The sequence below is a fragment of the Mesorhizobium sp. RSR565B genome (genome assembly GCF_054719465.1).
Genome location: NZ_JBTTIE010000001.1, coordinates 5,648,948 through 5,670,492, shown reverse-complemented (window position 1 = coordinate 5,670,492; position 21,545 = coordinate 5,648,948). Strand labels below are relative to the sequence as shown.

Sequence of the window (21,545 nt, the reverse complement as noted above, 5' to 3'; positions counted from 1 at the left end):
GCACCCATGTCCCTGAAGTCACGCCTGGCGGCGGATGAAACGCTGTTCACCGCCTGGTCCGGCGTTCCGGACGCTTTGACGGTCGAAATCATCGCCAAGCAGGGTTTTGACGCCGTCACCCTCGATATGCAGCATGGCGGACACCACGAAGACTCGGTCTTGCGCGGCCTGGTGCCGGTGCTGGCCGCCAACAAGCCGGCGCTGGTGCGCATTCCGGTCGGCCGCTTCGACATGGCCAGCCGCGCCCTCGATTTCGGTGCCGAGGCGGTGATTGCACCTATGGTGAATTCGGTGGCCGATGCAAAACTCTTTGCCGCGGCGATGAAATATCCGCCGATGGGCGAGCGCTCCTGGGGCCCGACCTATGCTTTTCCGCGCCATGGCAAAGGCGACCACGCCGAATGGCTGCGCGACACCAATCAACGCACCATGGCCTTTGCCATGGTCGAAACGCGCGCCGCACTCGATGCGTTGGACGGCATCCTCGACACGCCGGGCATTGACGGCATCTTCCTCGGCCCATCGGATTTCTCCATCGCCTGGTCGAATGGCGCCACCGTCAATTCGACGCTGGAAAGCATGATGGAAACCGTCGCCTCCATCGCCGAGCGGACGCGCAAGGCGGGCAAGCATGCGGCGATCTACGTCGTTGAGCCGGCGATTGCCGGCCGCGTCGTGGCGATGGGCTACCGGCTGCTGGCGATGGGCTCGGACCATGCGCTGATTTCGCTCGGCGCAAAGATACTCATCAAAAGCATGAACGATTCGATAAAGGGCTGAGGCGTGGTGCCTTGCCCGGTCAGGCCTTGAGGTCGGTCAGGAACTTGGCGAAGGTCATCGACCCTTCCGGCCACGGGCCGAAGCCGGCATCCTCATTGAGGTGACCGGTTTCGCCGGCATCGATGAACAGCGAACCCCAGGCAGCGGCAATGTCCTCGGCAACCTCGAAGGCGCAGAACGGATCGTTGCGGCTGGCGATGACGATGGACGGGAAGGGCAGCGGTTCGCGCGCATAGGGACCAAAGGTCATCAGGTGACGCGGCCTTATCTCCGGGTTGGCGACGTCGGGCGGCGCGACAAAAAACGCGCCGGCGACCGGCTTCCTGAACTGCGGAATGGCCTGCACCGCGGCCGCCACACCGAGCGAATGGGCAACGATCACCACCGGCCGCTCGGCCTCGTTGACAGCGTTCGCCACGCTCGTCGTCCAGTCCTCGCGCACCGGCTTCGACCACTCCGCCTGTTCGACCCGACGCGCTGTCGACAGTTTCGACTGCCAGCGTGTCTGCCAGTGTTCAGGGCCGGAATTGGTGTAGCCCGGCACGATCAGAATATCTGCGTCTTTGACTTTCATGGCGCTGAGATAGCGAGCGGCCGTGTCTCGTGCAACCCGCGCTGACGCATGCGGTGCATCACAATTGTGAACAACCTGTTCGATTCTTTCCATCTTGTGTGAACGATCAGGATCGACGATTTGAGGCAGGAAGAGATGGACGACAGAATAGACTGGTGGCGCGGCCTGGGATAATGCGCTGAACGGAGAGTTTTATGAGCGAACTGCCTTTTGCCGCGACGACCCCCGTCAGCGTGTCACGCGTGGGCCTGAAGGCGCGCGACGCCGAAGGACTTGCCGATTACTACCGGGCTGTTGTCGGCCTGCAGGAATTGAGCCGCGCCGATGGCGCCATCACGCTGGGCGCTGCCGAGCGCCCGCTGCTGGTGATCGAGCCTGATGCAGCGGCCAAGCCCGAGGATCCGCGCAGCGCCGGCCTGTTCCACACCGCTTTCCTGCTGCCCAGCCGCGCCGATCTCGGCCGCTGGATAAACCACGCCGCCGCCAACAAGATCCGCATCGAGGGCGCCTCCGACCATCTGGTCAGCGAGGCTCTCTACCTGACCGACCCCGAAGGCAACGGCATTGAAATCTGTAGGGACCGTCTGCCGCAGGAGTGGAAGTGGAACGGCGACAAGATCGCCATGGCGACCGAGCGGCTGAACCTGGCTGCCGTGGTTGGCAGCGTGCCGGCCGGTGACGCCGGCTGGCAGGGCGCGCCGCAAAACAGCATTGTCGGCCATGTCCATCTGCGCGTCGGCCGGCCGGAAGATGCCGAGGCCTGGTGGCACGACGAATTTGGCTTCGACACGGTCGCTAAGTATGGAGGGCAGGCGGTGTTCCTGTCGTCGGGAGGCTACCACCATCATATCGGTGGCAATTCGTGGCACAGCGCCGGCGCCGGGCGCCGCGATCCGTCCCGCTCAGGGCTGGCCTGGGTCGAGATGCGCTCGGACAGGACAACCGCTGAAACCACGCGGGAAGATCCGTGGGGCACGGTGATCCGCACCGTGCCGGGCGCCGCCGGCTGAGCGCCCGCTCGGTTCTTACAAGGAATTGGCGGCGTAGCCCGTCAGCAGCCCATGCGCCCAGCTGTCGAAGCCGGTGGCTGTCGCGCGGCTGGACGCCTCGGTCCAGTCATAATTGACCACGTGATGGCTGAAAAACCATTGTCCGTCCTTGCGCGTAGCGAGGGCGTAGCGGGCATGCGGACTGCCGGTCAGGGTCAGGCCGGGGAATGCCTGGACGCCGACGCTGCCCGGATTGAGGATTGTCCGGTTGTCCGACAAACGCACAACGCGCGGCGTATGTGTATGGCCGCACAAGGTCAGCCCGGCGCCGGCGCTGCCGAGCTTGTGCCTGATCTGCTTTTCATTGGAGGGGTGGAAGTGGCTGCCTCCGTCTTCCTCAAGCAGGAACACGTTGTCGTCACTCGGGCTGCCATGGCACAGCAGGATGTCCGGGGCAGGCGACAGGGTGACCGGCAAGGCCGAGATCCAGGTCAGGGATGTCTCAGAGAGGCGTTGGTGGGTGAAAGCATCGACGTCTTCCAACCCGGAAGCAGGCGGCTCGATCAGCACACGGTCGTGATTGCCGCGCACGGTCGGCCAGTTCTGCGCCATCAGATATTGCGCGGTTTCTTCAGGCCATAGCGGCCCGGAAAGACAATCGCCCAGATTGACGATGACGTCGGGAGAAGCGTCTTTGATCTGCGCATGAACCGCCTCAAGCGCGCGCAGATTCCCATGGATGTCGGAAAGGACGGCCAGCCGCATCGAAAAACCTATCCGAAAACCCGCTTGAAGATCGTGTCGACATGCTTGGTGTGATAGCCCAAGTCGAATTTCTCGCGGATCTCGGCTTCGGGCAGCGCTGCGGTGACTTCCCTGTCGGCCAACAGTTCCTCAAGGAAATCAGCTCCATGTTCCCATACCTTCATGGCGTTGCGCTGCACCAGGCGGTAGGCATCCTCGCGACTGACGCCGGCTTGGGTCAGCGCCAGCAACACGCGCTGCGAATGCACCAGGCCACGGAACTTGTTCATGTTCTTCAGCATGTTGTCGGGATAGATCAGCAATTTGTCGACGACGCCGGTGAGCCGCGACAGCGCGAAATCCAGCGTTACCGTGGCGTCCGGCCCTATCATGCGCTCGACCGAGGAATGCGAGATGTCGCGCTCGTGCCAGAGCGCCACATTCTCCATCGCCGGCAGCGCCATGGAGCGCACCATGCGGGCAAGGCCGGTGAGGTTTTCGGTCAGCACCGGGTTGCGCTTGTGCGGCATTGCCGACGAGCCCTTCTGGCCCGGCGAAAAATACTCTTCCACTTCCAGCACCTCGGTGCGCTGCAGATGGCGAATCTCTGTCGCCAGCCGCTCGACCGACGAGGCGATGACGCCGAGCGTGGCAAAGAACATGGCATGGCGGTCGCGCGGGATGACCTGCGTCGACACCGGTTCCGGCTTCAGCCCAAGCTTTTTCGCCACATGCTCTTCGACATAGGGGTCGATGTTGGCGAAGGTGCCGATCGCGCCCGAGATAGCGCAGGTGGCAATATCCTCTCGCGCGTGCACCAGCCGCTCGCGGCAGCGCGAGAACTCGGCATAGGCCTGCGCCAGCTTGACGCCGAACGTGGTCGGCTCGGCATGAATGCCGTGGCTGCGGCCGATGGTGACGGTGTCCTTGTGCTCGAAGGCCCGGCGCTTCAGCGCGGCGAGCAGGCCGTCGAGGTCGGCCAGCAGGATATCGCTGGCGCGGTTGAGCTGCACCGCAAGGCAGGTGTCGAGAACGTCGGACGAGGTCATGCCCTGGTGGATGAAACGGGCATCCGGTCCGACGAATTCGGCGAGATGGGTGAGGAAGGCGATGACGTCGTGCTTGGTGACGGCCTCGATCTCGTCGATCTTGCCGACGTCGAATTGGGCGGCGCCGCCTTTTTCCCAGATGGTCTTGGCGGCTTCTCTGGGGATGACGCCGAGCTCGGCCAGCGCATCGCAGGCATGGGCCTCGATCTCGAACCAGATGCGGAAGCGGGTTTCCGGCGACCAGATGGCGACCATTTCCGGCCGGGAATAGCGAGGGATCATCCGTCAGTCCTGATGTGTCCGTGGTTAAGTGCGCGTCCTAACAGAGGCGGACCGAATGCTCAACGCTGCTGGCGCGCAAACCACACGCTGGCGGCGGCAAGCGCGATGAATCCGAGCGGAAAATAGAGCCTGATACCCAGCACCACGAATTGGTAGAGCGCCGTCAGCGAGGTGAAGACCAGTTCGAACGCCCACCGGGCGGTGAAGGCCTCCGCGTGCCATTCGGCATAGTAGGAGCGGTATTGCAGCGCAAACAACCCGCCGGTGAAGGCGAGCGTCGTGGCAAGCAGGCAGACGAAGGCGGCGGCGAACGCCACTTCCCAGTGCCGGTCGAGCGAGACCAGCCGCGCCGCGAACAACCCGACGGGAAAGGCCAATGCCGCGCCGGTCGCAAACAGCAGGGCGACGAAGCGGATCTTTTCCGGGGTCTCCCAATTGTCGAGCCAAAGACCGGTCAGCGCGCTGGCGCCCATGGCCATCGCCCACAGCAAGGCGCCGACAAGCGCCGCGCCCGTCGATGGTATGGCGCGGCTGACGCGATTTCCGGCGCGCTTGCGCCAGCTGGATTGATCGAGCGCTGTCACAGGCGTCCGGTCACGGCGATCCAGCGAAAATCCGGCCCTTCGAAGCCGTATTGGCGCACCGCGATCAGCACCGCATAGGCGCTGATGCTGTCCATCGAGAACGTCTGCACCGCGCCGATCCTGTAGCCGTTCGGGCAGCCACGGCTTTTCGGGATCGATTTATCCTCATGCAGCAGATGGGTCCGGCCGCCATCCCTGGCCTCGATCCGCAGCAGGCGAAAACCGTTGACCTCGCCCTGGCTCTGGCAGCTTTCGGTGTCATTCATGCCGATCTCGTCCAGCCGGAATTCCAGCGGCGGGTCGACCGGCGAAAAGATCGGCCGTGGGTTCACCACCATGCGGAACGGGTCCGCCGACAATTCGGTCACCGGGTTGAAGCCGGCGGTGATGCCGCGGTTTGCGGTGAGTTCGGCCTGCACAACGACGGCTTCGCCCTTCTGCCTGGCCTGCTGACGGGCCGTATCGAGCGAGGCGGTCTCATCCTCCAGCCGGACCCGGATTGGCGTGCCCTTCAGGAACGTGTCGTCGGCGGTGTTGATGTAGTAGCGATTGGCATAGGGAAAGCCCGAACCGTCTGCCACACCATATTCCTCGAAGGCGAAGACGCTGCCATCCTTGCTGAAGCCGAGGATTTCAAGCTCGGCGACATCGCCCGCTCGGGCGGCCATGGCGGATGCCAGATGGACCAGCAGGCAAACGCCAATCAGGACGAGATTTCGCATCGGGGTTCCGCTCCGCCTGCCCTGGTTCGATCGTTCCCTATCACGAGACAGTCAAAACATCGTGCTATTCAAAAGGCGATGCATCCAATTTCGCCTCTGTTTGTTATCGTCGATCGTTTTCAAAAGGAGAACACCCCATGACTGAGGCCAGCAAGATTCGCGAGCATATGGAAGTGATCGGCGCCGACGGCGTTCACATCGGCACCGTCGACCGGGTCGATGGCGAGCGGATCAAGTTGACCAAGGCCGACAGCGGCGAGGGCGCCCATCAGGGGCATCACCACTACATTCCCTTGAGCCTGCTTGCCGAGGTCGAGGGCCAGAAAGTCTGGCTGTCGGCAAATTCGGATGTCGCGGTCAGCTTCGAGGAAGAAGAGTCCGACCCGACCTGATTGAAAGTCAGCGCGACGACCACACCGCAAACAGATCGCCTTCGGCCGGCGTCGCGGCATGGATGCCGCGGCTGATGGCGCGCGCCATGGTGGCGCCGGCGGCGGCAAAGAAATCGACGGCATCGTCGGCGCTGAGTTCTATGCCGCTCTTGCCCGTCGCCAGCGCGAACACCAGATCGCCGTCAGCCGGCGTGTGCACCGGCCAGATGGCGCGCACGAAGCCGTCATGCGCTGAAATGGCCAGCCGCTTGGCTGCCGCCTTGGTCAGCACGGCGTCGGTGGCGATGACGGCGATGGTGGTGTTGCCTCCGGCCTCGGCTTGTCCACCGACACGCTTGTTGCGGTATTTCAACAGGATCCGCCTGGCGTCGTCCGGCATCGGCGAGGGATAGCCGAGGCCTCCGAATTCATCGCCGATCTCGAATGGCGCCGCCCAGAAATAGCGTGTACGCGCAATCGTCACCGAGCCGGTCGGGTTGGCGGCGGCCAGTGCGCCGATGGTGACGCCGCTGTCGAGCACGGTCGAGGCCGAGCCGAGGCCGCCCTTCAGCCCGGAGCTTAGCGCGCCGGTGCCGGCGCCGATTGTGCCGAGCGGAAAGTCGACTGTTGCCGCCTGGGCGGCTTCGTAGCCAAGGTCACGGTAGGGGGGGTACTGGCCCCAATCCTTGTCGCCGCCATTGCGCAGGTCAAACAGGATCGCTGCCGGCACGATCGGCACGCGAAAGCCGCCGACATCGATCCCTATGCCGTTTTCACGCAACGCCGCCTGCACGCCCGATGCGGCGTCGAGGCCGAAGGCCGAGCCGCCCGAGAGAACCACGGCATGGACCGCCTCGATGGAATTGTGCGGTTCGAGCAGGTCGGTCTCGCGCGTGCCCGGCGCGCCGCCGAGGATCTGCACGCCTCCGACCGCCGGTTCATCGCACAGCACGGTCGTGACGCCCGATTTCAACCTCGCGTCCGACGCGTTGCCGACGCGCAGGCCGGCGACATCGGTGATCAGATTGCGCGGTCCGGTGCGAAACATCAGTTCGTCTCCGCCGGCACGAAACGCGTCCCGTCGAAGCGGAAGGCGCGATAGAGGTTTTGGCTCAGATCGCCTTTGTCGTCGAACCGCAGCGGCCCGATCGCGGTGGTGAAATCATGCCCGGTTAGCGCGTCGGCCAGCCCCTTGCCGGAGCCCTCGGACACCGCCGAGGCCGTCTTGGCGATCTCCACCGCCGCATAGGCAGGCAAGGAATAGCCATCAGGCGCGATGTTTTTGGCCGTAAACGCCGCCAGCACCTTGGGATCGGCGACATCGGCCCATTCCGGCGGCGCGATCATCAGCGTGCCGATGGCGTAAGGCACATCGCCGGGTGGCGTGCGCAAATTCTCGCCGCCGGCAAAGACGATGCCGGCCTCGAGCTGGCCGGCGTCGCGGCCCATAATGGCGATGTCGTCGCCGTCGCCACCGGCAAAGACATGCGTGGCGCCCGCCTTCTTCAGCCGGCCGATCAGCCCGATCTGGTTGTCGAGCTGGGGCCGGAACGTGTCTGTGAAGACCGGCTTCAGCGCTGCCTGCTCCGCTGCGGCGCGCAGCGTCTCGGCGATTTCGCGGCCATAGATGGTGCCGTCATCGACGATGGCGAACAATTCGCTCTGCCACAGCCGGGTCAGGATGGCGGCCACCGCATTGCGCTCGTCATCGCCGCGCGGCCCCAGCCGATAGACCGGCCAGCCGGTTTTGGCGCGGCGATCGGTCAGGCTTTCGGTGCGCACGCCAACGGTGATGACCGGTATGTCAGCGTCCTTGAGGATCGGCAGCGCCGCCTGGATCGCCTCGGTGCAGAGGAAGCCGACGACGACCGTGACCTTCGCCGCCGCGAACTCCCTCGCGGCGGCGGCGCCGCCATCGGCTGTGCAGGCATCGTCGGCCGTCCTGATCTCGGCGCCGTTGGCTTCTGCTGCCAGGGCAGCACCCGCCTCAATCTGCTTGCCCAGGATCGCCGACGGACCGGACAGGGGCGCGGCGACGCCGACAAGCAGCGTCTGCGCGCCGGCGCTTGCCGGCAGCAGCCAGAGCAGTGCCGCTATTACAGCTGTTGGGGGTCGCATTCTGACGACGAATTCCTCCGTGCCGGTCGCATGCTTCCAGCGTCTGTTCCGCCAAGACCTAAAGGCTGCCCGTCCCAGGCGCAACACGGGAATTTGCGGATTGGCGTCAACCACTTCGCTTGTGGCCTATTGTGTGCCGCCATATATAACGCTTGGATTCCCGCTTATGGAAAATCATCGGTGTTGAAGTTGAACGACATAGGGCCTCAGGCCTATCGCGACGCGATGGCGCATTTTGCCGGCCACGTCCATGTGGTGACCACCGACGGGCCCGCCGGCAAACGCGGCACGACGGTGATTGCGGCCTGTTCGGTGTCGGACACGCCGCCGACGGTTCTCGTCTGTCTCAACCGCGAGAATGCCAAGAACGAGCTCTTCGTGCAAAACGGCCGGTTTGCGCTGAACACGCTGGCTTCGCACCAGCAGCCCCTATCGGTGGCGTTTTCAGGCCTGACCGGGCTGTCGGCCGATGAGCGTTTCGCGCTTGGCGAGTGGGATGTCATATCGACGGGCGCGCCTACCCTGAAGGGCGCTCTGGCGGTTTTCGACTGCGAATTGATCGACACCAAGGATCTCGCCACCCATCGTGTGCTTTTTGGCAAGGTGACAGGCCTGCGCATGGGCGATAATTTGCGGCCGCTGATCTACCACGCCCGCGACTACCACGTGCTGCAGAGCGGAGCAGAGGCGGCAACGGAGAAAGAATGACCGAGCTGAAACCGCGCCCCGCGCCGCGGACGATCGACGAAACGCTCGATCTCCTGACCGGCGCGGACTACGTCGCGGACCGCTCGCTGGCAACGGTGCTGTTCCTGTCCCTGCGCATGCAGCGGCCGCTGTTCCTTGAAGGGGAGGCCGGCGTCGGCAAGACCGAGATCGCCAAGGTGCTGGCGCAGGCACTCGGCCGCCGGCTGATCCGCCTGCAATGCTATGAGGGGCTCGACGTCTCGTCCGCTGTCTATGAGTGGAATTACGCCGCGCAGATGATAGAGATCCGCATGGAGGAGGCGGCAGGCTCGGTCGACCCCTCCGACATGGAGCGCAATGTCTTTTCCGAAAAATACCTGATCCGCCGCCCGGTGCTCGATGCGCTGACCGGCAAGGCGGGTGCGGCCCCGGTGTTCCTGATCGATGAGCTCGACCGCACCGACGAGGCTTTCGAAGCATTCCTGCTCGAAATTCTGTCCGACTTCCAGGTGACGGTGCCCGAGCTTGGCACGATCAAGGCGGAGGAGCCGCCGATCGTCATCATCACCACCAACCGCACCCGCGAAATCCACGACGCGCTGAAGCGGCGCTGCCTCTATCACTGGGTCGACTATCCCAATGCCGAGCGCGAGCTGGAGATCGTGCGCCGCAAGGTGCCGCAGGCCAACAGCCGACTTTCCGCGGAAGTGGTGTCGTTCATCCAGAAGCTGCGCCGGGTCGAGCTGTTCAAGGCGCCGGGTGTCGCCGAAACCATCGACTGGGCCGGCGCGCTGACCGAACTCGACAAGGTGGCGCTCGATCCCGAAACCGTCTCCGACACGATCGGCGTTTTGTTGAAATACCAGGACGACATTGCCCGCATCGGCGCGGGCGAGGGCCGGCGCATCCTCGATGAGGTCAAGGCCGAACTGGCGGCGGCGGAGTAGGGCAGTGAAGGCGCCGGGTGCTTACCCCAAAGAGACCGACCCCAGAGAGGCGACGGAAGACGGGCGCATCGCCGACAACATCGTCTATTTCGCCCGCACCTTGCGCAAATCCGGCATGCGGGTCGGGCCGGCTTCGGTCAAGGATGGGATCGAGGCGGTGCTGGCAGCCGGCATCGGTTCGCGCGACGATTTCTACTGGACGCTGCATGCCGTGCTGGTGTCGCGGCACGAGGATCACCCTGTTTTCGACGAAGCCTTCCGGCTGTTCTGGAAATCGCGCGAGCTGATCGAGAAACTTCTGGCGATGTTCTCGCCTGTGGCGCCCGACACCAGGGAGAAGCAAAAGCCGCGCGCGGCAGAAAACCGCGTCAGCCAGGCCATGTTCGAAGGCCACGAGAAGAATCGGCCGGTCAGGGAAATCCCGGAGATCGAAGTCGACGCCCGGCTAACCTTCTCCGGGAATGAAGTGCTGCGCGGCAAGGACTTTGCCCAGATGAATGCCGACGAGATGGCAGACGCCAAGAAGGCGATTGCCCGGCTGCGGCTGCCGTTCGACATGGTCCGTACCCGACGCTTCAAGGCAGACCTGCATGGCCGCCGTATCGATCCACGCGCCATGATGCGCTCGGCCGCGCGCACCGGCGGCGAACTGATCCTGCCGAAATTCCGCTCAGCCCGCGAAGTGCATCCGCCGCTGGTGGTTCTCGCCGATATCTCCGGTTCGATGAGCCAGTACACGCGCATCTTCCTGCACTTTCTGCATGCGCTGACCGAAAAACGGCGGCGCGTGCACACCTTCGTCTTCGGCACGCGGCTGACCAATCTCACGCGGCAGATGCGCCATCGCGACCCCGATGCCGCCCTTGCCGACTGCTCGGCGGCGGTCAAGGACTGGTCGGGCGGCACCCGCATCGGCGATACGCTGGCGGAGTTCAACAAGCACTGGTCACGCCGCGTGCTCGGGCAGGGCGCGGTGGTGCTTTTAATCACCGACGGTTTGGAGCGCGACGATGTTTCCGGCCTGTCGCAAGAAATGGATCGCCTGCACAAATCCTGCCGGCGGCTGATCTGGCTCAACCCGCTTCTGCGCTTTGGCGGCTTCGAGGCGCGGGCCCGCGGCGTCAGAGCGATGCTGCCTCATGTCGACGAGTTCCGCTCGGTACACAATCTCGATGCGCTGGCCGACCTCTGCGCCTCGCTGGACAAGAAATCCGCCGCTTCGGTCGATCCGCGTCGCTGGCTGGACGCTGGTGTCAGGCGCGCCGCATAGCCATATTGGATTCCGAAAACAGGCTCCCAGAGAAAAACAGACTTTGAGGCAAGCGATCATGGACAACAGCATCTATCTCGATGAAGCCCGCGATCCGCTGATTATCGCGGAGGGCTGGATGAAGGACGGCAAGGATGTCGCCATCGCCACTGTGGTCGAGACCTGGGGTTCGGCGCCGAGGCCGGTCGGCAGTCATCTGGTCATCGACGCCGAAGGCAATTTCCACGGCTCGGTCTCGGGCGGCTGCGTCGAGGGCGCCGTGGTAAGCGAGGCGATCGACGTCATCGACAGCGGTAAGGCCAAAATGCTGGAGTTCGGCGTTGCCGACGAGACCGCCTGGCAGGTCGGCCTATCCTGCGGCGGCCGCATCAAGGTCTATGTGGAGCGGCTCGGTTAGGCATGGATCCCTACGCTCTCAAAGCCCTCAATGCCGAACGCCGGGCCCGCCGCGCCGCGATCCTGGTCACCGATCTCGGCGACGGCCGCGACCGCATCGTGCGAGAAGGCGACCAGGTTGCCGGCGATCTCGGGCAAGCGATCGCCAAGGCTTTCCGCACCGGCAATTCGGGTTCGGTCGAGGCTGAAGGGCGCACCTTCTTCCTCAACGCGCATTTGCCGCAGCCGCGCCTGGTGGTAGTCGGCGCCGTCCATATCAGTCAGGCGCTGGCGCCGATGGCCAGGATCGCCGGCTATCCCCTGGAGATCGTCGATCCGCGCACCGCCTTCGCCACCCCGGACCGTTTTCCCGATGTAGCACTCCATGCCGAATGGCCGGAGGATGTGCTGAAACGCCAGCCGCTCGACAGCTATACGGCGCTCGCCGCCGTCACCCATGATCCGAAGATCGACGATTTCGCACTGAAGGCCGCGCTCGACGCCAACTGTTTCTATGTCGGCGCACTCGGCAGCCGCAAAACACACGCCAGGCGCGTCGAGCGCCTGCTGGCGCTCGGCGCCAGCGCCGACCAGATCGCCCGCATCCACGCACCGATCGGTATCGACATTGGCGCGGCGAGCCCGGCCGAGATCGCCGTCGCCATCCTGGCGCAGACGATCCACGCCTTTCGCTCGCGCGGTCTCGAAGCCAAAGGCGCGGCGGCGTGAAGTTCGGGCCGATCCCGATCGATCAGGCGCAAGGCGCGGTGCTGGCGCATGCCACGACGGCGGGCGAGCGGCGTTTCCGCAAGGCGCACAGGCTGAGCACGCAGGACGTGGCGGTGCTGAAGGCGGCCGGCATTACCGAGATCGTCGTGGCGGTGCTTGCCGCCGATGACCTCAGCGAGGATGCGGCGGCCGAAAAGATTGCTGCCAGCATGGCCCACCGCAACATCGAGGCAAAACCGGCCGCGACCGGCCGCGTCAACCTCCATGCCAAGGCCGCCGGTCTCTTCACCGTCGATGCCGCCATGATCGACGCCATCAATGCGGTCGACCCGACCATCACCATCGCCACGCTGGCGCAGCACGCACCTGTCGAGACGGGGCAAATGGTGGCGACGGTCAAGATCATCCCGTTCGCTGTTGCCACGGCTCTGGTCGACAAGGTGACGAAGATCTGCGCCGGCGGCGAGATCTTCGCCGTCAACGCCTACCATCCGGTGCGCATCGGCGTCATTCAGACGATGCTGCCCGGCATTAAGGCCAGCGTGCTCGACAAGACGCTGCGCGTCACCGAGGCCCGGCTGGCACGCTCCGGCGGCCGGCTGACGACGGAGCGCCGCACGCCGCACGAGATCGCGCCTGTAGCCGAGGCAGCGGCCGCGCTGGCGCGCGACAACGACATGGTGGTGATCTTCGGCGCCTCGGCGATGAGCGATTTCAACGATGTCGTTCCGGCGGCGATCGAGGCAGCAGGTGGCACGGTGATCCGCGCGGGCATGCCCGTCGATCCCGGCAATCTGCTGGTGCTGGGCACGCTCGACGGCAAGCGCGTCATCGGCGCGCCCGGTTGCGCCCGCAGCCCCAAGGAGAACGGTTTCGATTGGGTGCTCGACAGGCTGATCGCCGGCCTCGACGTCACCGCCAAGGACATCGCCGGCATGGGCGTTGGCGGCCTCTTGATGGAAATCCCGACCCGGCCGCAGCCGCGCGAGCCGCTGCCGGCGAGAGCCGGGCTGAAGGTCGAGATCGTGCTTCTGGCCGCCGGTCGCTCCAGCCGCATGGGCGGGCCGAACAAGCTTCTGGCGCTGTTCGACGGCAAACCGCTGGTGCGCCGGACAGTCGAGCGCGCACTGGCCTCGAAGGCAACCAGCACCGTTGTCGTCACCGGCCACCAGCGTGAGCGGGTGCACCAAGCCTTGACCGGCCTCGACGTGATCTTCGCCGACAATCCGGATTTTGCCGACGGCCTGTCCTCGTCTCTAAAAGCCGGCATTGCCCGCGTTGGAGCCGAGGCGGCCGGCGCCATGATCGTCCTCGGCGACATGCCGGGTATCTCATCGGCCGATCTCGACCGGTTGATCGAGGCCTTCCGTAGGGACGGCGGCCGCTCAGTGGTGCGTGCCGCCCATGACGGCCGCCGCGGCAATCCGGTGCTGCTGCCACGCGCGCTGTTTGGAGGCATCGCTCACCTCGAGGGCGACACCGGCGCCCGCCATCTGGTCGAGGCCGAGGGACTGGATGTCATCGACGTCGAGATCGGCGACGGCGCGTCGATCGATGTCGACACCCGCGAGGCGCTGGAAGACGCCGGCGGCGTGCTGCAGGATTGACAAAGCGAAGCCGAAAAACGCATGCCTTTAGCATGGCTCTCTCTTTACTTGCCTCAGCGCTTCTACCCCCCTCTGGCCTGCCGGCCATCTCCCCCTCAAGGGGGGAGATCAGCAGCCTCGATGGCGGCGTCTATCCTGCAGCTTTGAAGATTGGCGGAAGGCGGCGTGATATCCAATCTCCCCCCTTGAGGGGGAGATGGCCGGCAGCCCAGAGGGGGGCGGCCGCGCTCCATAGCCTTCTGATTTCGCTCTTTTTCCTGTTCTCTGCCGCCCACGCCGACGCGCTCGAACTAAAACCCTACAAGGATGACCTCTTCGCCTATCCGGCGACGCTCTCGTCCACGGACAAAGGCGCCTACACCGTCATCGACTATCGCGAGATGCGCGACATCAACGACCGCGACGAAGTGCCGGAAAAGCGCGTGCATGCGCAGTATACCGACACCGGCGTGCGCAAGGTGCAGCAGGATTTGATGCTGAAAACCGATGCCGGCGATGTCAGGCATGTCGCTGTCGGCAAGACCGATGGCGCCGGCATCATCGTGCTTTACCTGCACGGGCAGGGCGGCAGCCGCAAGCAGGGTGTCGACGACTTCACCTTCGGCGGCAATTTCAACCGCATCAAGAACCTGATGGCCGGCAATGGCGGCCTTTATCTCTCACCCGATTTCACCGATTTCGGCGACAAGGGCGCGGCGCAGATCGCAGCCCTGATCGGCCACTATGCCGAGGCCTCGCCGGACGCGAAGATTTTCGTCGCCTGCGGCTCGATGGGTGGTGCGCTGTGCTGGAAACTTGCCGGCCGCGACGATACCGGACGGCGCATCAGCGGGCTGCTGCTGCTCGGCTCGCTATGGGATGACAGCTTCCTTTCGAGCCCGGCTTACAGGCGTCACGTGCCGGTGTTTTTCGGCCAGGGCAGCAAGGACCCGGTCTTTCCCGTGGAGAAACAGGAAGCCTTCTTCCGCTCCATCATTGCGAACTCGAAAGCCTATCCGACCCGGTTCGTCCGTTTTGAAACGGGCACCCACGGCACGCCGATCCGCATGGTGGACTGGCGCCAAACGTTGAACTGGATGCTGTCAAAAGCGCCCTGAGGCATATGGCCCAGAGGTGCCCGTTGGTTTTGGCGATCATGGTTCGGCCGATATCCTTACTGGGGTAGGCTGATATGATCCAACAGATCGGAAGCACAGCGATGGACGCTCACCCCTTCAAGATCCAAATTCCGAACGAACAACTTGAAGATCTCCAGCGCCGGCTTAGCGCAACACGATGGCCAATTCCGCTAAGCGAAGCGGGCTGGAGTGATGGGGCCGACCTGCCGTTCATCAAGCGCCTTGCGGATTACTGGCGAGACCGCTTCGACTGGAGAGTGCAAGAGGCGCGGCTGAACCGGCTGCCGCAATATCTGACGAGGCTGAACAACCTAGATGTCCACTTTGTCCACCAGCCAGGCAACGGACCGGCGCCGCTGCCGCTGATCATAACGCATGGCTGGCCCGGCTCGTTCATCGAAATGGAACACGTCATTCCATTGCTGGCAGACCCAGCTGCCCATGGTGGTGACCCGGCCGACGCTTTCCACGTGGTAGTTCCCTCCTTGCCCGGATACGGCTTTTCCCAGGCGCCGACGGAACCAGGCTTCCATTCCGGCCGCATCGCGGAGTTATGGGTACAGTTGATGCGGGGGCTCGGCTACGACCGCTTCGCTTCCCAAGGAGGCGACATCGGGGCGGGCGTTTCCGCCTGGATGGCACGGCTCCATTCCGAAAGCGTGCTTGGCGTCCACGTCAATTACATTCCCGGGAGCTATCGGCCACCCTTGGGTGCAGGTCTGCCACCCGTCACCGTTGAGGAGCAGGCCTTTCTGGACAACGCCGCGCCTGGACGGCAACGGAGGGCGCCTATGCCGATCTGCAGGGCACGAAGCCTCAGACGCTTGCTTATGCTCTGACAGACTCGCCGATCGGTCTCGCAGCCTGGATGATCGAGAAGTTCCGTAGCTGGAGCGATTGCGACGGTGACGTGGAGCGCACCTTCGGCATGGACACGCTCCTTACGGATGTTTCGCTCTATTGGTTCAGCAACGCGCTCACCTCGTCCTTGCGGCTCTACAAGGAGAATCGACTGTTCCCTCTTGCGTTCGAGACGCTGGAACGCGTTTCGCCGCCATTTGGGGTAGCGCTTTTCCCTCGCGAGTTGCCGATGCCGCCTCGATCCTGGGTGGCGCGGGTCTTTGACGTTCAGCGATGGACATCGATGCCGCGAGGCGGCCATTTCGCTGCGCTGGAGGAACCGAGTCTTCTGGTCGAAGACATTCGCGCCTTCTTCCGGCCGATGCGTTCCCGGCCTGAAACGAGAAGGCGAATGTGAAGGACTGCTTGAGCGCGGCGGTTCCTGCTAAGACCCCTACGGCGCGGTGTTGTAGTCGACCACCGTCTGCGGGTTCTCCTCGCCATCGTAAGACGCGTCCACATCATATTGGACGAGGGAGAAATCCCCGTTACGGAACAGGTATATCCCCTTGTCCGAGGCGTCGCCGATGCCGCGCCATTTGTTGAACGTGGTCAGCGTCTTGGCTTCTTCGTCATATTCGGAATTGGCCGCCCAGCCGGTTGTGCGGAAGCCGATGATATCCATGCCCAGCAGTTTGCCGTCGCTGTCATTGTTCTCGTAACGGATATCCATTTCGGGCTCGGTGAACTGCAACTGCCGCACGCCCGATACTTCGTCGGTCATGTAGTAGACCGAACTTGCGTTATAGGCTGCCGCTTGGCAGTAGAACTCGAAAAGCCGCGTTTCCTTGTCGGGATCGCTGGCAGCCGCATCCTTTGCCTTGTATTTGATCGAAAAGATGTTCGGCTCCTCGCCGAGAAATTGCTTGTCACACTGATCGCCATAATCAGCGGCGAACAGTTTCTTCACGTGCTCGAGTGCGGTGTCCTTCTTCGGCGGCGGCGGCCCGTCACCACAGCTTGGCGGCAGCGCCTCCTCGAAATCGGCCTTGGACGGCTTCAGCGCGCCCTTGTCGATAAAGATCGGTCGGAACGGCGGGGCCTGGATCTGAGCGCTGACCTGGCGCAGCGTGTAGCAGCCGGCGAAGACCGCTTCATTGCCGTCCTTGTCGGTGGCGCGGATGGCGACAGGAACGCTGTAATAGATGCTGCCGGCCGCACCTTCATCGGAAATGGCGCCGGTTTCGACGTCGACCTTGTAGGTGCCGTCATAGCCCTTGACGAAGGTATCAAAATCCTTTGCCGGCTTGGTATTGCCGTAGTAAGCCCAGGCGCGAGCGAATTCGTGCCGGTTGATGGCGCTGTAGAGCGAGCGGATGACGGCTGCGGCGTCTGACCTGTCATCGACGTAAGGGGCCTGGTCATCGGCTGCCGGTTCATCGTCGGCGAACACAGCCTGGCCGGATGCGGCAAGGGAGCAAAAGGCGGCCGCTGCCAGAAAGACGCGTCTCATCGGAGAATCTCCACCACGAAGGAGTCTATCATAGAGATTGCGGCGACGTGGTGACGCTTGAAAAATCCTCCGGGAAGGCGCTACGTCCCGCCGTCGGCGCTTCAGCCGCAATGGAGATTTGAACGTGACACTATCGATGTATGAAGCCTCGGTGCCGGTGTTTTCGGCCAGGCTGAAGGCGCTGTCCGGCGTGCTGTCGGCGGCCGAACAGAATGCAACCGAGCGCAAGATCGACCCGCAGGTGTTTTTGACCGCGAGGTTGGCGCCCGACATGTACGCGCTGGTCAGGCAGGTGCAGGTCGCCACCGACCACGCCAAGGGCGCGCCATCACGGCTGGCCCGTCGCGAGGTGCCGAAATACGAAGACAATGAAGCGACCTTCGCCGAGCTTCAGGCGCGCCTGACCAAGACGCTCGATCTGCTGGCGTCATTCTCGGCCGCCGAATTCGATGGTTCGGATGAAAGGGTGGTCGAACTGAAGTTTGGCCAGCGCGAAGCCTCGATGCCCGGCATGCAGTATCTGCTGCATGTCGCCATGCCCAACTTCTATTTCCACGTGACCACCGCCTACGACATCCTGCGCCACAATGGCGTGCCGCTGACCAAGGGCGCCTATCTCGGTAATCGTTGACGAATTGCGCGTTGCGAGGTTTCCCGGCCGCTGCCGGGAAACTTCGTATGACGCTGGTTCAGTGCCAAGGCTTACTCAACGCAGTGACATTTCGCGCGCGATGCGTGGGAAATCGGCCGGCTTGACGCCGATGTCGGCGCGTTCGGCATTGCTCATCGAGTGCAGCAGTGCCAGGGCGGAACGATAACGCTGATACTCCTGCGGACGCGGACGGGCAAACATTTCAGTGAAGAACCCCATGATTCGGCCCCTTGTTGATCCTCCACGGCGCCGAATATAGGAAAATTGTGAAGATTGTGCAGTGCAGCATTTGCATGGCAGCCATGCCAAGCGAATTTTTTTCGGCACAATTGCCGCGTGCGCTGAAACTTGTGGCGCATCCCCACCGTATGCATAGACGCTGGCACATGGCCGGCTTTTCCTCGCCACTCCTGGCGAATTTCCGGACTGCATGCAAATGCAGTCCGGCTTTTTGTTGGGTCTTGCACATCGCCAACCGGGCCCGCGCAAGCCTCGCAAACGCCTAAACTGGTTAAGATCAGCGGCATTCATTTTTAACGAGCCGGTTCTATGCTGCGACCGGCTCTGTTCGCACGCTTAAACGAGGGGGAGGCTGACATCGGCGCCAAGCGGGATTTCGCTTCCTTGCTCGACGATCTGTTCGTTGCCTCCGACAAGGACGAGGCGGGCGAGGAGACCGGCGCGCGGCCGTCGATCCCGTTCGACTATCTCTCCGTGGCCGACGAGCTTCATTCCGGCCGCATCAAGGTCTCGGGCGAAACATTCGCCGCCGAATACCGCGAGGCGGGAGCCGATCTGGCCGCAGAATTTGCCGCCCTTCTCGATCATGCCAAGCTGGCGCTGGCCGGCGAGGAGGCAAAGCCCGAGGAAAAGCTGCCGCCGATCGACCCTGACGCGATCGCCGTCGAGCTCGGCCTCGATCATCCAGTCAAGAACGCCGATCTCGGCCGCATGCGCCGCAGCTTCGCCTTCGCCAACCACCCCGACCGAGTCGCGCCGCATCTGCGCCAGCGCGCCATGATCCGCATGCAGGTGGCCAACATGCTGATCGACGAGGCCAAGCGGCGCGCGCTGGCCGGCGCAAGGCGCTAACTTTTCCTCCTTCACGCAAAAGTCGGTCCGCTGAGGGTTGGAGAGCGGCGCCGCTTTCCCTATAGATGCGACTTCCTTCCCGCGCTGTCGCGCCCAGCATTCCCGCCGGAGAAATTCCATGCACAAACGCCGTCTCGGTCGGACCGATCTTCTTGTTACCCAGATCTGCCTGGGGTCGATGACCTGGGGCGAGCAGAACACCGAAGCCGATGGCCACGCGCAGATGGATCTGGCTTTTGAGCGCGGCGTGAATTTCATCGACACCGCCGAGCTCTACCCGATCCCGCCCAAAGAGGAAACGCAGGGGCGGACGGAGAAGTTCATCGGCAGCTGGATGAAGGCCAAGGGCAACCGCGACAAGGTCATCCTGGCCTCGAAAGTGGTCGGCCGCACCGCCAACAGCTGGTTTCGTGGCGGCCGCCCGTCGAAGCTGGTGCGCGCCGACATCTTTGACGCCATCGACAAATCGCTGGCCAAGCTCGGCACCGACTATCTCGATCTCTATCAGATCCATTGGCCGGAGCGCGACATCCCCTGGGGCGCCAACCCGACCCGCGTGGGTGCTGTGCCGCGCCGTGCCGATGCCGTTGGCGCGCCGCCCGGCGAGACGCCGATCGCCGAGACGCTGGCTGTCTTCGATGAACTGGTGAAGGCAGGAAAGATCCGCCATCTCGGCCTGTCGAACGAAAGCTCCTGGGGCGTCATGCGCTTCATTGCCGAGGCCGACAAGGGCGTCGGCCCGCGCGTCGTTTCGCTGCAGAACGCCTACAATCTGGTCAACCGCACGTTCGAGGTGAACCTCGCCGAGGCCTGCGAACGCGAGGATGTCGGCTTTCTCGCCTATTCGCCGCTGGCGCAGGGCTATCTCACCGGCAAATACGACCATGGCGCACGGCCGCAGGGTTCGCGCTCGCAGCTCTTCAACCGCGGCCAGCGCTACGAGACGCCGAATGCGGCGGAGGCACAGCTCGAATACAATGAGCTGGCGCGCTCCTTCGGCCTTGAACCTGCGCTGTTTGCCAACGCCTATGTCGCCAGCCGGCCGTTCGTCACCTCCAGCATCATCGGCGCGACGACGATTGCCCAGCTTGAGATGGCGCTGTCGTCAGCCGACGTGACCTGGACCGACGAGATGCAGAAGGGCGTGGATGCGATCCACCAGCGCGTCGGCAATCCGTGCCCATAAGCAGACCGTTTGGCCGGGATTGCCGAGCAAAGACAAGGGGAAGGGGACAGCCATGGATTTTCCGATCGAGACCGTCAGGGGAAAATTTCCGGCGCTGGACCTGACCGACAAGGGCCGCCGGCGCATCTATCTCGACAATCCGGCCGGCACGCAGGTGCCGCAAGCGGTTGCCGACGCGGTGGCGCGCTGCCTCCTCACCACCAACGCCAATCTCGGCGGCTATTTCGAAACCACGCTTGCCGCGCAACAGGTGGTCGACGGCGCCCATGCGGCGATGGCCGATTTCCTGGGTGCAGCGAGCGCTGAGGAAATCATCATCGGCGCCAATATGACGACGCTGACCTATCACATGTCGCGCACGCTCGGCCGCGGCTTCAAGCCGGGCGACGAGATCATCGTCACCCGCATGGATCATGAGGGCAATGTCTCGCCCTGGCTGCAACTGGCCGAAGATCTTGGCCTCTTGGTGCGCTTCCTGCCTTTCGACGAGAACAGCTGGCAGGTCGAGGAGGCGGCGCTCAGCGCTCTGCTTACCGACAGGACAAAACTCGTTGCGCTGAACTATGCCTCGAACCTCACCGGCTCGATCAATCGGGTGAAAGCGCTGACGGCCATCGCCAAACAGGCCGGCGCGGTGGTCTATGTCGACGCCGTGCAGTTCGCGCCGCATGGGCTGGTCGACGTGCAGGACCTCGGCTGCGACTTCCTGGTTTGCTCTGCCTACAAGTTCTTCGGCCCGCACATGGGCATTCTTTGGGGCCGCCGCGACATCATCGATGCGCTGAAACCCTACAAATGCCGTTGCTCGTCCAATGGCCTGCCGGAGCGCTTCGAACTCGGTACGCCGCAGATCGAACTGATGGCCGGACTTACCGCAGCGGTCGATTACTTCGCCGAACTCGGTGCTGCGGCCGGCGAGGGCGGTTCGCGAAGGCAAAAGATCGCAAAGGCATACGAAGTGTCGATCGCCTACGAAAACCCGCTGGCGCTGAGGCTGATCGATGGGCTGTCCGCCATTGAGGGCCTGACCATCCGCGGCATCACAGATCAGAAGCGTGTCATTGAGCGCGTGCCGACCGTGTCCTTCACCGTCGACGGCATCGTGCCAGAGACGATCGTGCGGCAGATGAATGCCGAGAACATTTTTCTATGGTCGGGTCACAACTACGCCTGGGAGATCGTCCACCATCTCGGCATTCCGGCCGAGCAGGGAGTCGTGCGCATCGGTATTGCGCACTACAACACGGCGGCAGAGATCGACGAGACGTTGGAAAGCGTGCACCGGGTGATCGCCATGCTGAGGCAGCAGCGCTAGT

The 21,545-nt window shown here is 63.7% G+C and carries 25 protein-coding genes; 16 read left to right on the top strand and 9 right to left on the bottom strand.

Annotated elements, in window-relative coordinates:
- Window positions 1-6: 6 nt before the first annotated feature.
- Entirely contained in the window at window positions 7-780 is a 774-nt protein-coding gene (locus tag ACYG9R_RS27370; RefSeq protein WP_023669090.1) for an HpcH/HpaI aldolase family protein, read from the top strand.
- 19 nt (window positions 781-799) lie between these two features.
- Here ACYG9R_RS27370 and ACYG9R_RS27365 read toward each other — a convergent pair whose 3' ends face one another.
- Window positions 800-1,354, bottom strand: a complete 555-nt coding sequence (locus ACYG9R_RS27365; RefSeq protein WP_023690188.1) for an RBBP9/YdeN family alpha/beta hydrolase — start codon at window positions 1,352-1,354, stop codon at window positions 800-802.
- A 194-nt stretch (window positions 1,355-1,548) separates the two neighbouring features.
- Here ACYG9R_RS27365 and ACYG9R_RS27360 point away from each other — a divergent pair, with 194 nt between their 5' ends.
- Entirely contained in the window at window positions 1,549-2,364 is an 816-nt protein-coding gene (locus tag ACYG9R_RS27360; protein ID WP_023825109.1) for a VOC family protein, read from the top strand.
- Between the two features lie 15 nt (window positions 2,365-2,379).
- Here the strand turns inward: ACYG9R_RS27360 and ACYG9R_RS27355 are convergent, their stop codons facing one another.
- Genes ACYG9R_RS27355 through ACYG9R_RS27340 form a run of 4 tightly spaced genes read right to left on the bottom strand, consistent with a single transcriptional unit; the run spans window position 2,380 to window position 5,724 of the window.
- A complete protein-coding gene (locus tag ACYG9R_RS27355; protein ID WP_023825108.1) occupies window positions 2,380-3,108 on the bottom strand; it encodes a metallophosphoesterase family protein in 729 nt (242 codons plus the stop codon).
- Window positions 3,109-3,116: 8 nt separating this feature from the next.
- Window positions 3,117-4,418, bottom strand: a complete 1,302-nt coding sequence (purB, locus tag ACYG9R_RS27350) for an adenylosuccinate lyase (RefSeq protein ID WP_023825107.1) — start codon at window positions 4,416-4,418, stop codon at window positions 3,117-3,119.
- 59 nt (window positions 4,419-4,477) lie between these two features.
- Window positions 4,478-4,942, bottom strand: coding sequence for a hypothetical protein (locus tag ACYG9R_RS27345; protein ID WP_023726917.1), 465 nt, complete (start codon window positions 4,940-4,942; stop codon window positions 4,478-4,480).
- 56 nt (window positions 4,943-4,998) lie between these two features.
- Complete coding sequence (locus tag ACYG9R_RS27340; protein WP_023825106.1) at window positions 4,999-5,724, bottom strand: DUF2259 domain-containing protein; 726 nt, start codon at window positions 5,722-5,724, stop codon at window positions 4,999-5,001.
- 137 nt (window positions 5,725-5,861) lie between these two features.
- Between ACYG9R_RS27340 and ACYG9R_RS27335 the strand changes: the two genes are divergently transcribed.
- Window positions 5,862-6,116, top strand: coding sequence for a DUF2171 domain-containing protein (locus ACYG9R_RS27335; RefSeq protein WP_023825105.1), 255 nt, complete (start codon window positions 5,862-5,864; stop codon window positions 6,114-6,116).
- A 7-nt stretch (window positions 6,117-6,123) separates the two neighbouring features.
- Here the strand turns inward: ACYG9R_RS27335 and ACYG9R_RS27330 are convergent, their stop codons facing one another.
- Both ACYG9R_RS27330 and ACYG9R_RS27325 read right to left on the bottom strand, forming a co-directional pair.
- Window positions 6,124-7,143, bottom strand: coding sequence for a P1 family peptidase (locus ACYG9R_RS27330; RefSeq protein WP_023754384.1), 1,020 nt, complete (start codon window positions 7,141-7,143; stop codon window positions 6,124-6,126).
- Window positions 7,143-8,213 carry a branched-chain amino acid ABC transporter substrate-binding protein gene (locus ACYG9R_RS27325; protein WP_023825104.1) on the bottom strand — a complete coding sequence of 357 codons (1,071 nt, stop codon included), beginning with the start codon at window positions 8,211-8,213 and terminating at the stop codon, window positions 7,143-7,145. Before ACYG9R_RS27325 ends, ACYG9R_RS27330 begins: the two co-directional genes overlap by 1 nt.
- A gap of 180 nt (window positions 8,214-8,393) precedes the next feature.
- Here ACYG9R_RS27325 and ACYG9R_RS27320 point away from each other — a divergent pair, with 180 nt between their 5' ends.
- The 9 genes from ACYG9R_RS27320 (at window position 8,394) to ACYG9R_RS27280 (ending at window position 16,204) form a co-directional block, all read left to right on the top strand.
- Window positions 8,394-8,921: a flavin reductase gene (locus tag ACYG9R_RS27320; protein ID WP_023690179.1), complete on the top strand. Its 528-nt coding sequence runs from the start codon at window positions 8,394-8,396 to the stop codon at window positions 8,919-8,921.
- Complete coding sequence (locus tag ACYG9R_RS27315) at window positions 8,918-9,847, top strand: AAA family ATPase (protein ID WP_023734540.1); 930 nt, start codon at window positions 8,918-8,920, stop codon at window positions 9,845-9,847. The genes ACYG9R_RS27320 and ACYG9R_RS27315 overlap by 4 nt, the downstream gene beginning before the upstream one ends.
- A gap of 4 nt (window positions 9,848-9,851) precedes the next feature.
- Entirely contained in the window at window positions 9,852-11,117 is a 1,266-nt protein-coding gene (locus ACYG9R_RS27310) for a vWA domain-containing protein (RefSeq protein WP_023754386.1), read from the top strand.
- 58 nt (window positions 11,118-11,175) lie between these two features.
- A complete protein-coding gene (locus tag ACYG9R_RS27305; RefSeq protein ID WP_023734542.1) occupies window positions 11,176-11,514 on the top strand; it encodes an XdhC family protein in 339 nt (112 codons plus the stop codon).
- 2 nt (window positions 11,515-11,516) lie between these two features.
- On the top strand, window positions 11,517-12,221 hold the full coding sequence (locus ACYG9R_RS27300) for an XdhC family protein (RefSeq protein WP_023669076.1): 705 nt from the start codon (window positions 11,517-11,519) through the stop codon (window positions 12,219-12,221).
- Window positions 12,218-13,828, top strand: a complete 1,611-nt coding sequence (locus ACYG9R_RS27295) for an NTP transferase domain-containing protein (protein ID WP_023726915.1) — start codon at window positions 12,218-12,220, stop codon at window positions 13,826-13,828. Before ACYG9R_RS27300 ends, ACYG9R_RS27295 begins: the two co-directional genes overlap by 4 nt.
- 185 nt (window positions 13,829-14,013) lie before the next feature.
- Window positions 14,014-14,925 (top strand): alpha/beta hydrolase family protein, encoded by a 912-nt coding sequence (locus tag ACYG9R_RS27290; protein ID WP_245260151.1) that lies wholly within the window; start codon window positions 14,014-14,016, stop codon window positions 14,923-14,925.
- Between the two features lie 74 nt (window positions 14,926-14,999).
- Window positions 15,000-15,785, top strand: coding sequence for an epoxide hydrolase family protein (locus ACYG9R_RS27285; protein WP_245260150.1), 786 nt, complete (start codon window positions 15,000-15,002; stop codon window positions 15,783-15,785).
- 29 nt (window positions 15,786-15,814) lie between these two features.
- Entirely contained in the window at window positions 15,815-16,204 is a 390-nt protein-coding gene (locus ACYG9R_RS27280; protein ID WP_245260149.1) for an alpha/beta fold hydrolase, read from the top strand.
- A gap of 36 nt (window positions 16,205-16,240) precedes the next feature.
- Here the strand turns inward: ACYG9R_RS27280 and ACYG9R_RS27275 are convergent, their stop codons facing one another.
- Window positions 16,241-17,299, bottom strand: a complete 1,059-nt coding sequence (locus ACYG9R_RS27275) for a DUF1176 domain-containing protein (protein ID WP_023825103.1) — start codon at window positions 17,297-17,299, stop codon at window positions 16,241-16,243.
- A 124-nt stretch (window positions 17,300-17,423) separates the two neighbouring features.
- On the opposite strand from ACYG9R_RS27275, the gene ACYG9R_RS27270 reads away from it, so the two are divergent.
- Window positions 17,424-17,930, top strand: coding sequence for a DUF1993 domain-containing protein (locus ACYG9R_RS27270; protein ID WP_023669071.1), 507 nt, complete (start codon window positions 17,424-17,426; stop codon window positions 17,928-17,930).
- A gap of 75 nt (window positions 17,931-18,005) precedes the next feature.
- Here the strand turns inward: ACYG9R_RS27270 and ACYG9R_RS27265 are convergent, their stop codons facing one another.
- Complete coding sequence (locus tag ACYG9R_RS27265; RefSeq protein WP_023825102.1) at window positions 18,006-18,170, bottom strand: hypothetical protein; 165 nt, start codon at window positions 18,168-18,170, stop codon at window positions 18,006-18,008.
- A gap of 330 nt (window positions 18,171-18,500) precedes the next feature.
- On the opposite strand from ACYG9R_RS27265, the gene ACYG9R_RS27260 reads away from it, so the two are divergent.
- From ACYG9R_RS27260 to ACYG9R_RS27250, 3 genes are all read left to right on the top strand, one after another.
- Window positions 18,501-19,043, top strand: a complete 543-nt coding sequence (locus tag ACYG9R_RS27260) for a hypothetical protein (protein WP_023731182.1) — start codon at window positions 18,501-18,503, stop codon at window positions 19,041-19,043.
- Between the two features lie 118 nt (window positions 19,044-19,161).
- Complete coding sequence (locus tag ACYG9R_RS27255) at window positions 19,162-20,229, top strand: aldo/keto reductase (RefSeq protein ID WP_023825101.1); 1,068 nt, start codon at window positions 19,162-19,164, stop codon at window positions 20,227-20,229.
- 52 nt (window positions 20,230-20,281) lie between these two features.
- Entirely contained in the window at window positions 20,282-21,544 is a 1,263-nt protein-coding gene (locus tag ACYG9R_RS27250; protein WP_023825100.1) for a cysteine desulfurase-like protein, read from the top strand.
- The last annotated feature ends 1 nt before the right edge of the window (window position 21,545 follow it).

Coding starts and splice junctions, on each gene's coding strand:
- ACYG9R_RS27370 (WP_023669090.1), top strand. CDS start 7: ATGTCCCTGAAGTCACGCCTGGCGGCGGATGAAACGCTGTTCACCGCC.
- ACYG9R_RS27365 (WP_023690188.1), bottom strand. CDS start 1,354: ATGAAAGTCAAAGACGCAGATATTCTGATCGTGCCGGGCTACACCAAT.
- ACYG9R_RS27360 (WP_023825109.1), top strand. CDS start 1,549: ATGAGCGAACTGCCTTTTGCCGCGACGACCCCCGTCAGCGTGTCACGC.
- ACYG9R_RS27355 (WP_023825108.1), bottom strand. CDS start 3,108: ATGCGGCTGGCCGTCCTTTCCGACATCCATGGGAATCTGCGCGCGCTT.
- purB (WP_023825107.1), bottom strand. CDS start 4,418: ATGATCCCTCGCTATTCCCGGCCGGAAATGGTCGCCATCTGGTCGCCG.
- ACYG9R_RS27340 (WP_023825106.1), bottom strand. CDS start 5,724: ATGCGAAATCTCGTCCTGATTGGCGTTTGCCTGCTGGTCCATCTGGCA.
- ACYG9R_RS27335 (WP_023825105.1), top strand. CDS start 5,862: ATGACTGAGGCCAGCAAGATTCGCGAGCATATGGAAGTGATCGGCGCC.
- ACYG9R_RS27330 (WP_023754384.1), bottom strand. CDS start 7,143: ATGTTTCGCACCGGACCGCGCAATCTGATCACCGATGTCGCCGGCCTG.
- ACYG9R_RS27325 (WP_023825104.1), bottom strand. CDS start 8,213: ATGCGACCCCCAACAGCTGTAATAGCGGCACTGCTCTGGCTGCTGCCG.
- ACYG9R_RS27315 (WP_023734540.1), top strand. CDS start 8,918: ATGACCGAGCTGAAACCGCGCCCCGCGCCGCGGACGATCGACGAAACG.
- ACYG9R_RS27305 (WP_023734542.1), top strand. CDS start 11,176: ATGGACAACAGCATCTATCTCGATGAAGCCCGCGATCCGCTGATTATC.
- ACYG9R_RS27300 (WP_023669076.1), top strand. CDS start 11,517: ATGGATCCCTACGCTCTCAAAGCCCTCAATGCCGAACGCCGGGCCCGC.
- ACYG9R_RS27285 (WP_245260150.1), top strand. CDS start 15,000: ATGATCCAACAGATCGGAAGCACAGCGATGGACGCTCACCCCTTCAAG.
- ACYG9R_RS27280 (WP_245260149.1), top strand. CDS start 15,815: ATGATCGAGAAGTTCCGTAGCTGGAGCGATTGCGACGGTGACGTGGAG.
- ACYG9R_RS27275 (WP_023825103.1), bottom strand. CDS start 17,299: ATGAGACGCGTCTTTCTGGCAGCGGCCGCCTTTTGCTCCCTTGCCGCA.
- ACYG9R_RS27265 (WP_023825102.1), bottom strand. CDS start 18,170: ATGGGGTTCTTCACTGAAATGTTTGCCCGTCCGCGTCCGCAGGAGTAT.
- ACYG9R_RS27260 (WP_023731182.1), top strand. CDS start 18,501: ATGCTGCGACCGGCTCTGTTCGCACGCTTAAACGAGGGGGAGGCTGAC.
- ACYG9R_RS27255 (WP_023825101.1), top strand. CDS start 19,162: ATGCACAAACGCCGTCTCGGTCGGACCGATCTTCTTGTTACCCAGATC.
- ACYG9R_RS27250 (WP_023825100.1), top strand. CDS start 20,282: ATGGATTTTCCGATCGAGACCGTCAGGGGAAAATTTCCGGCGCTGGAC.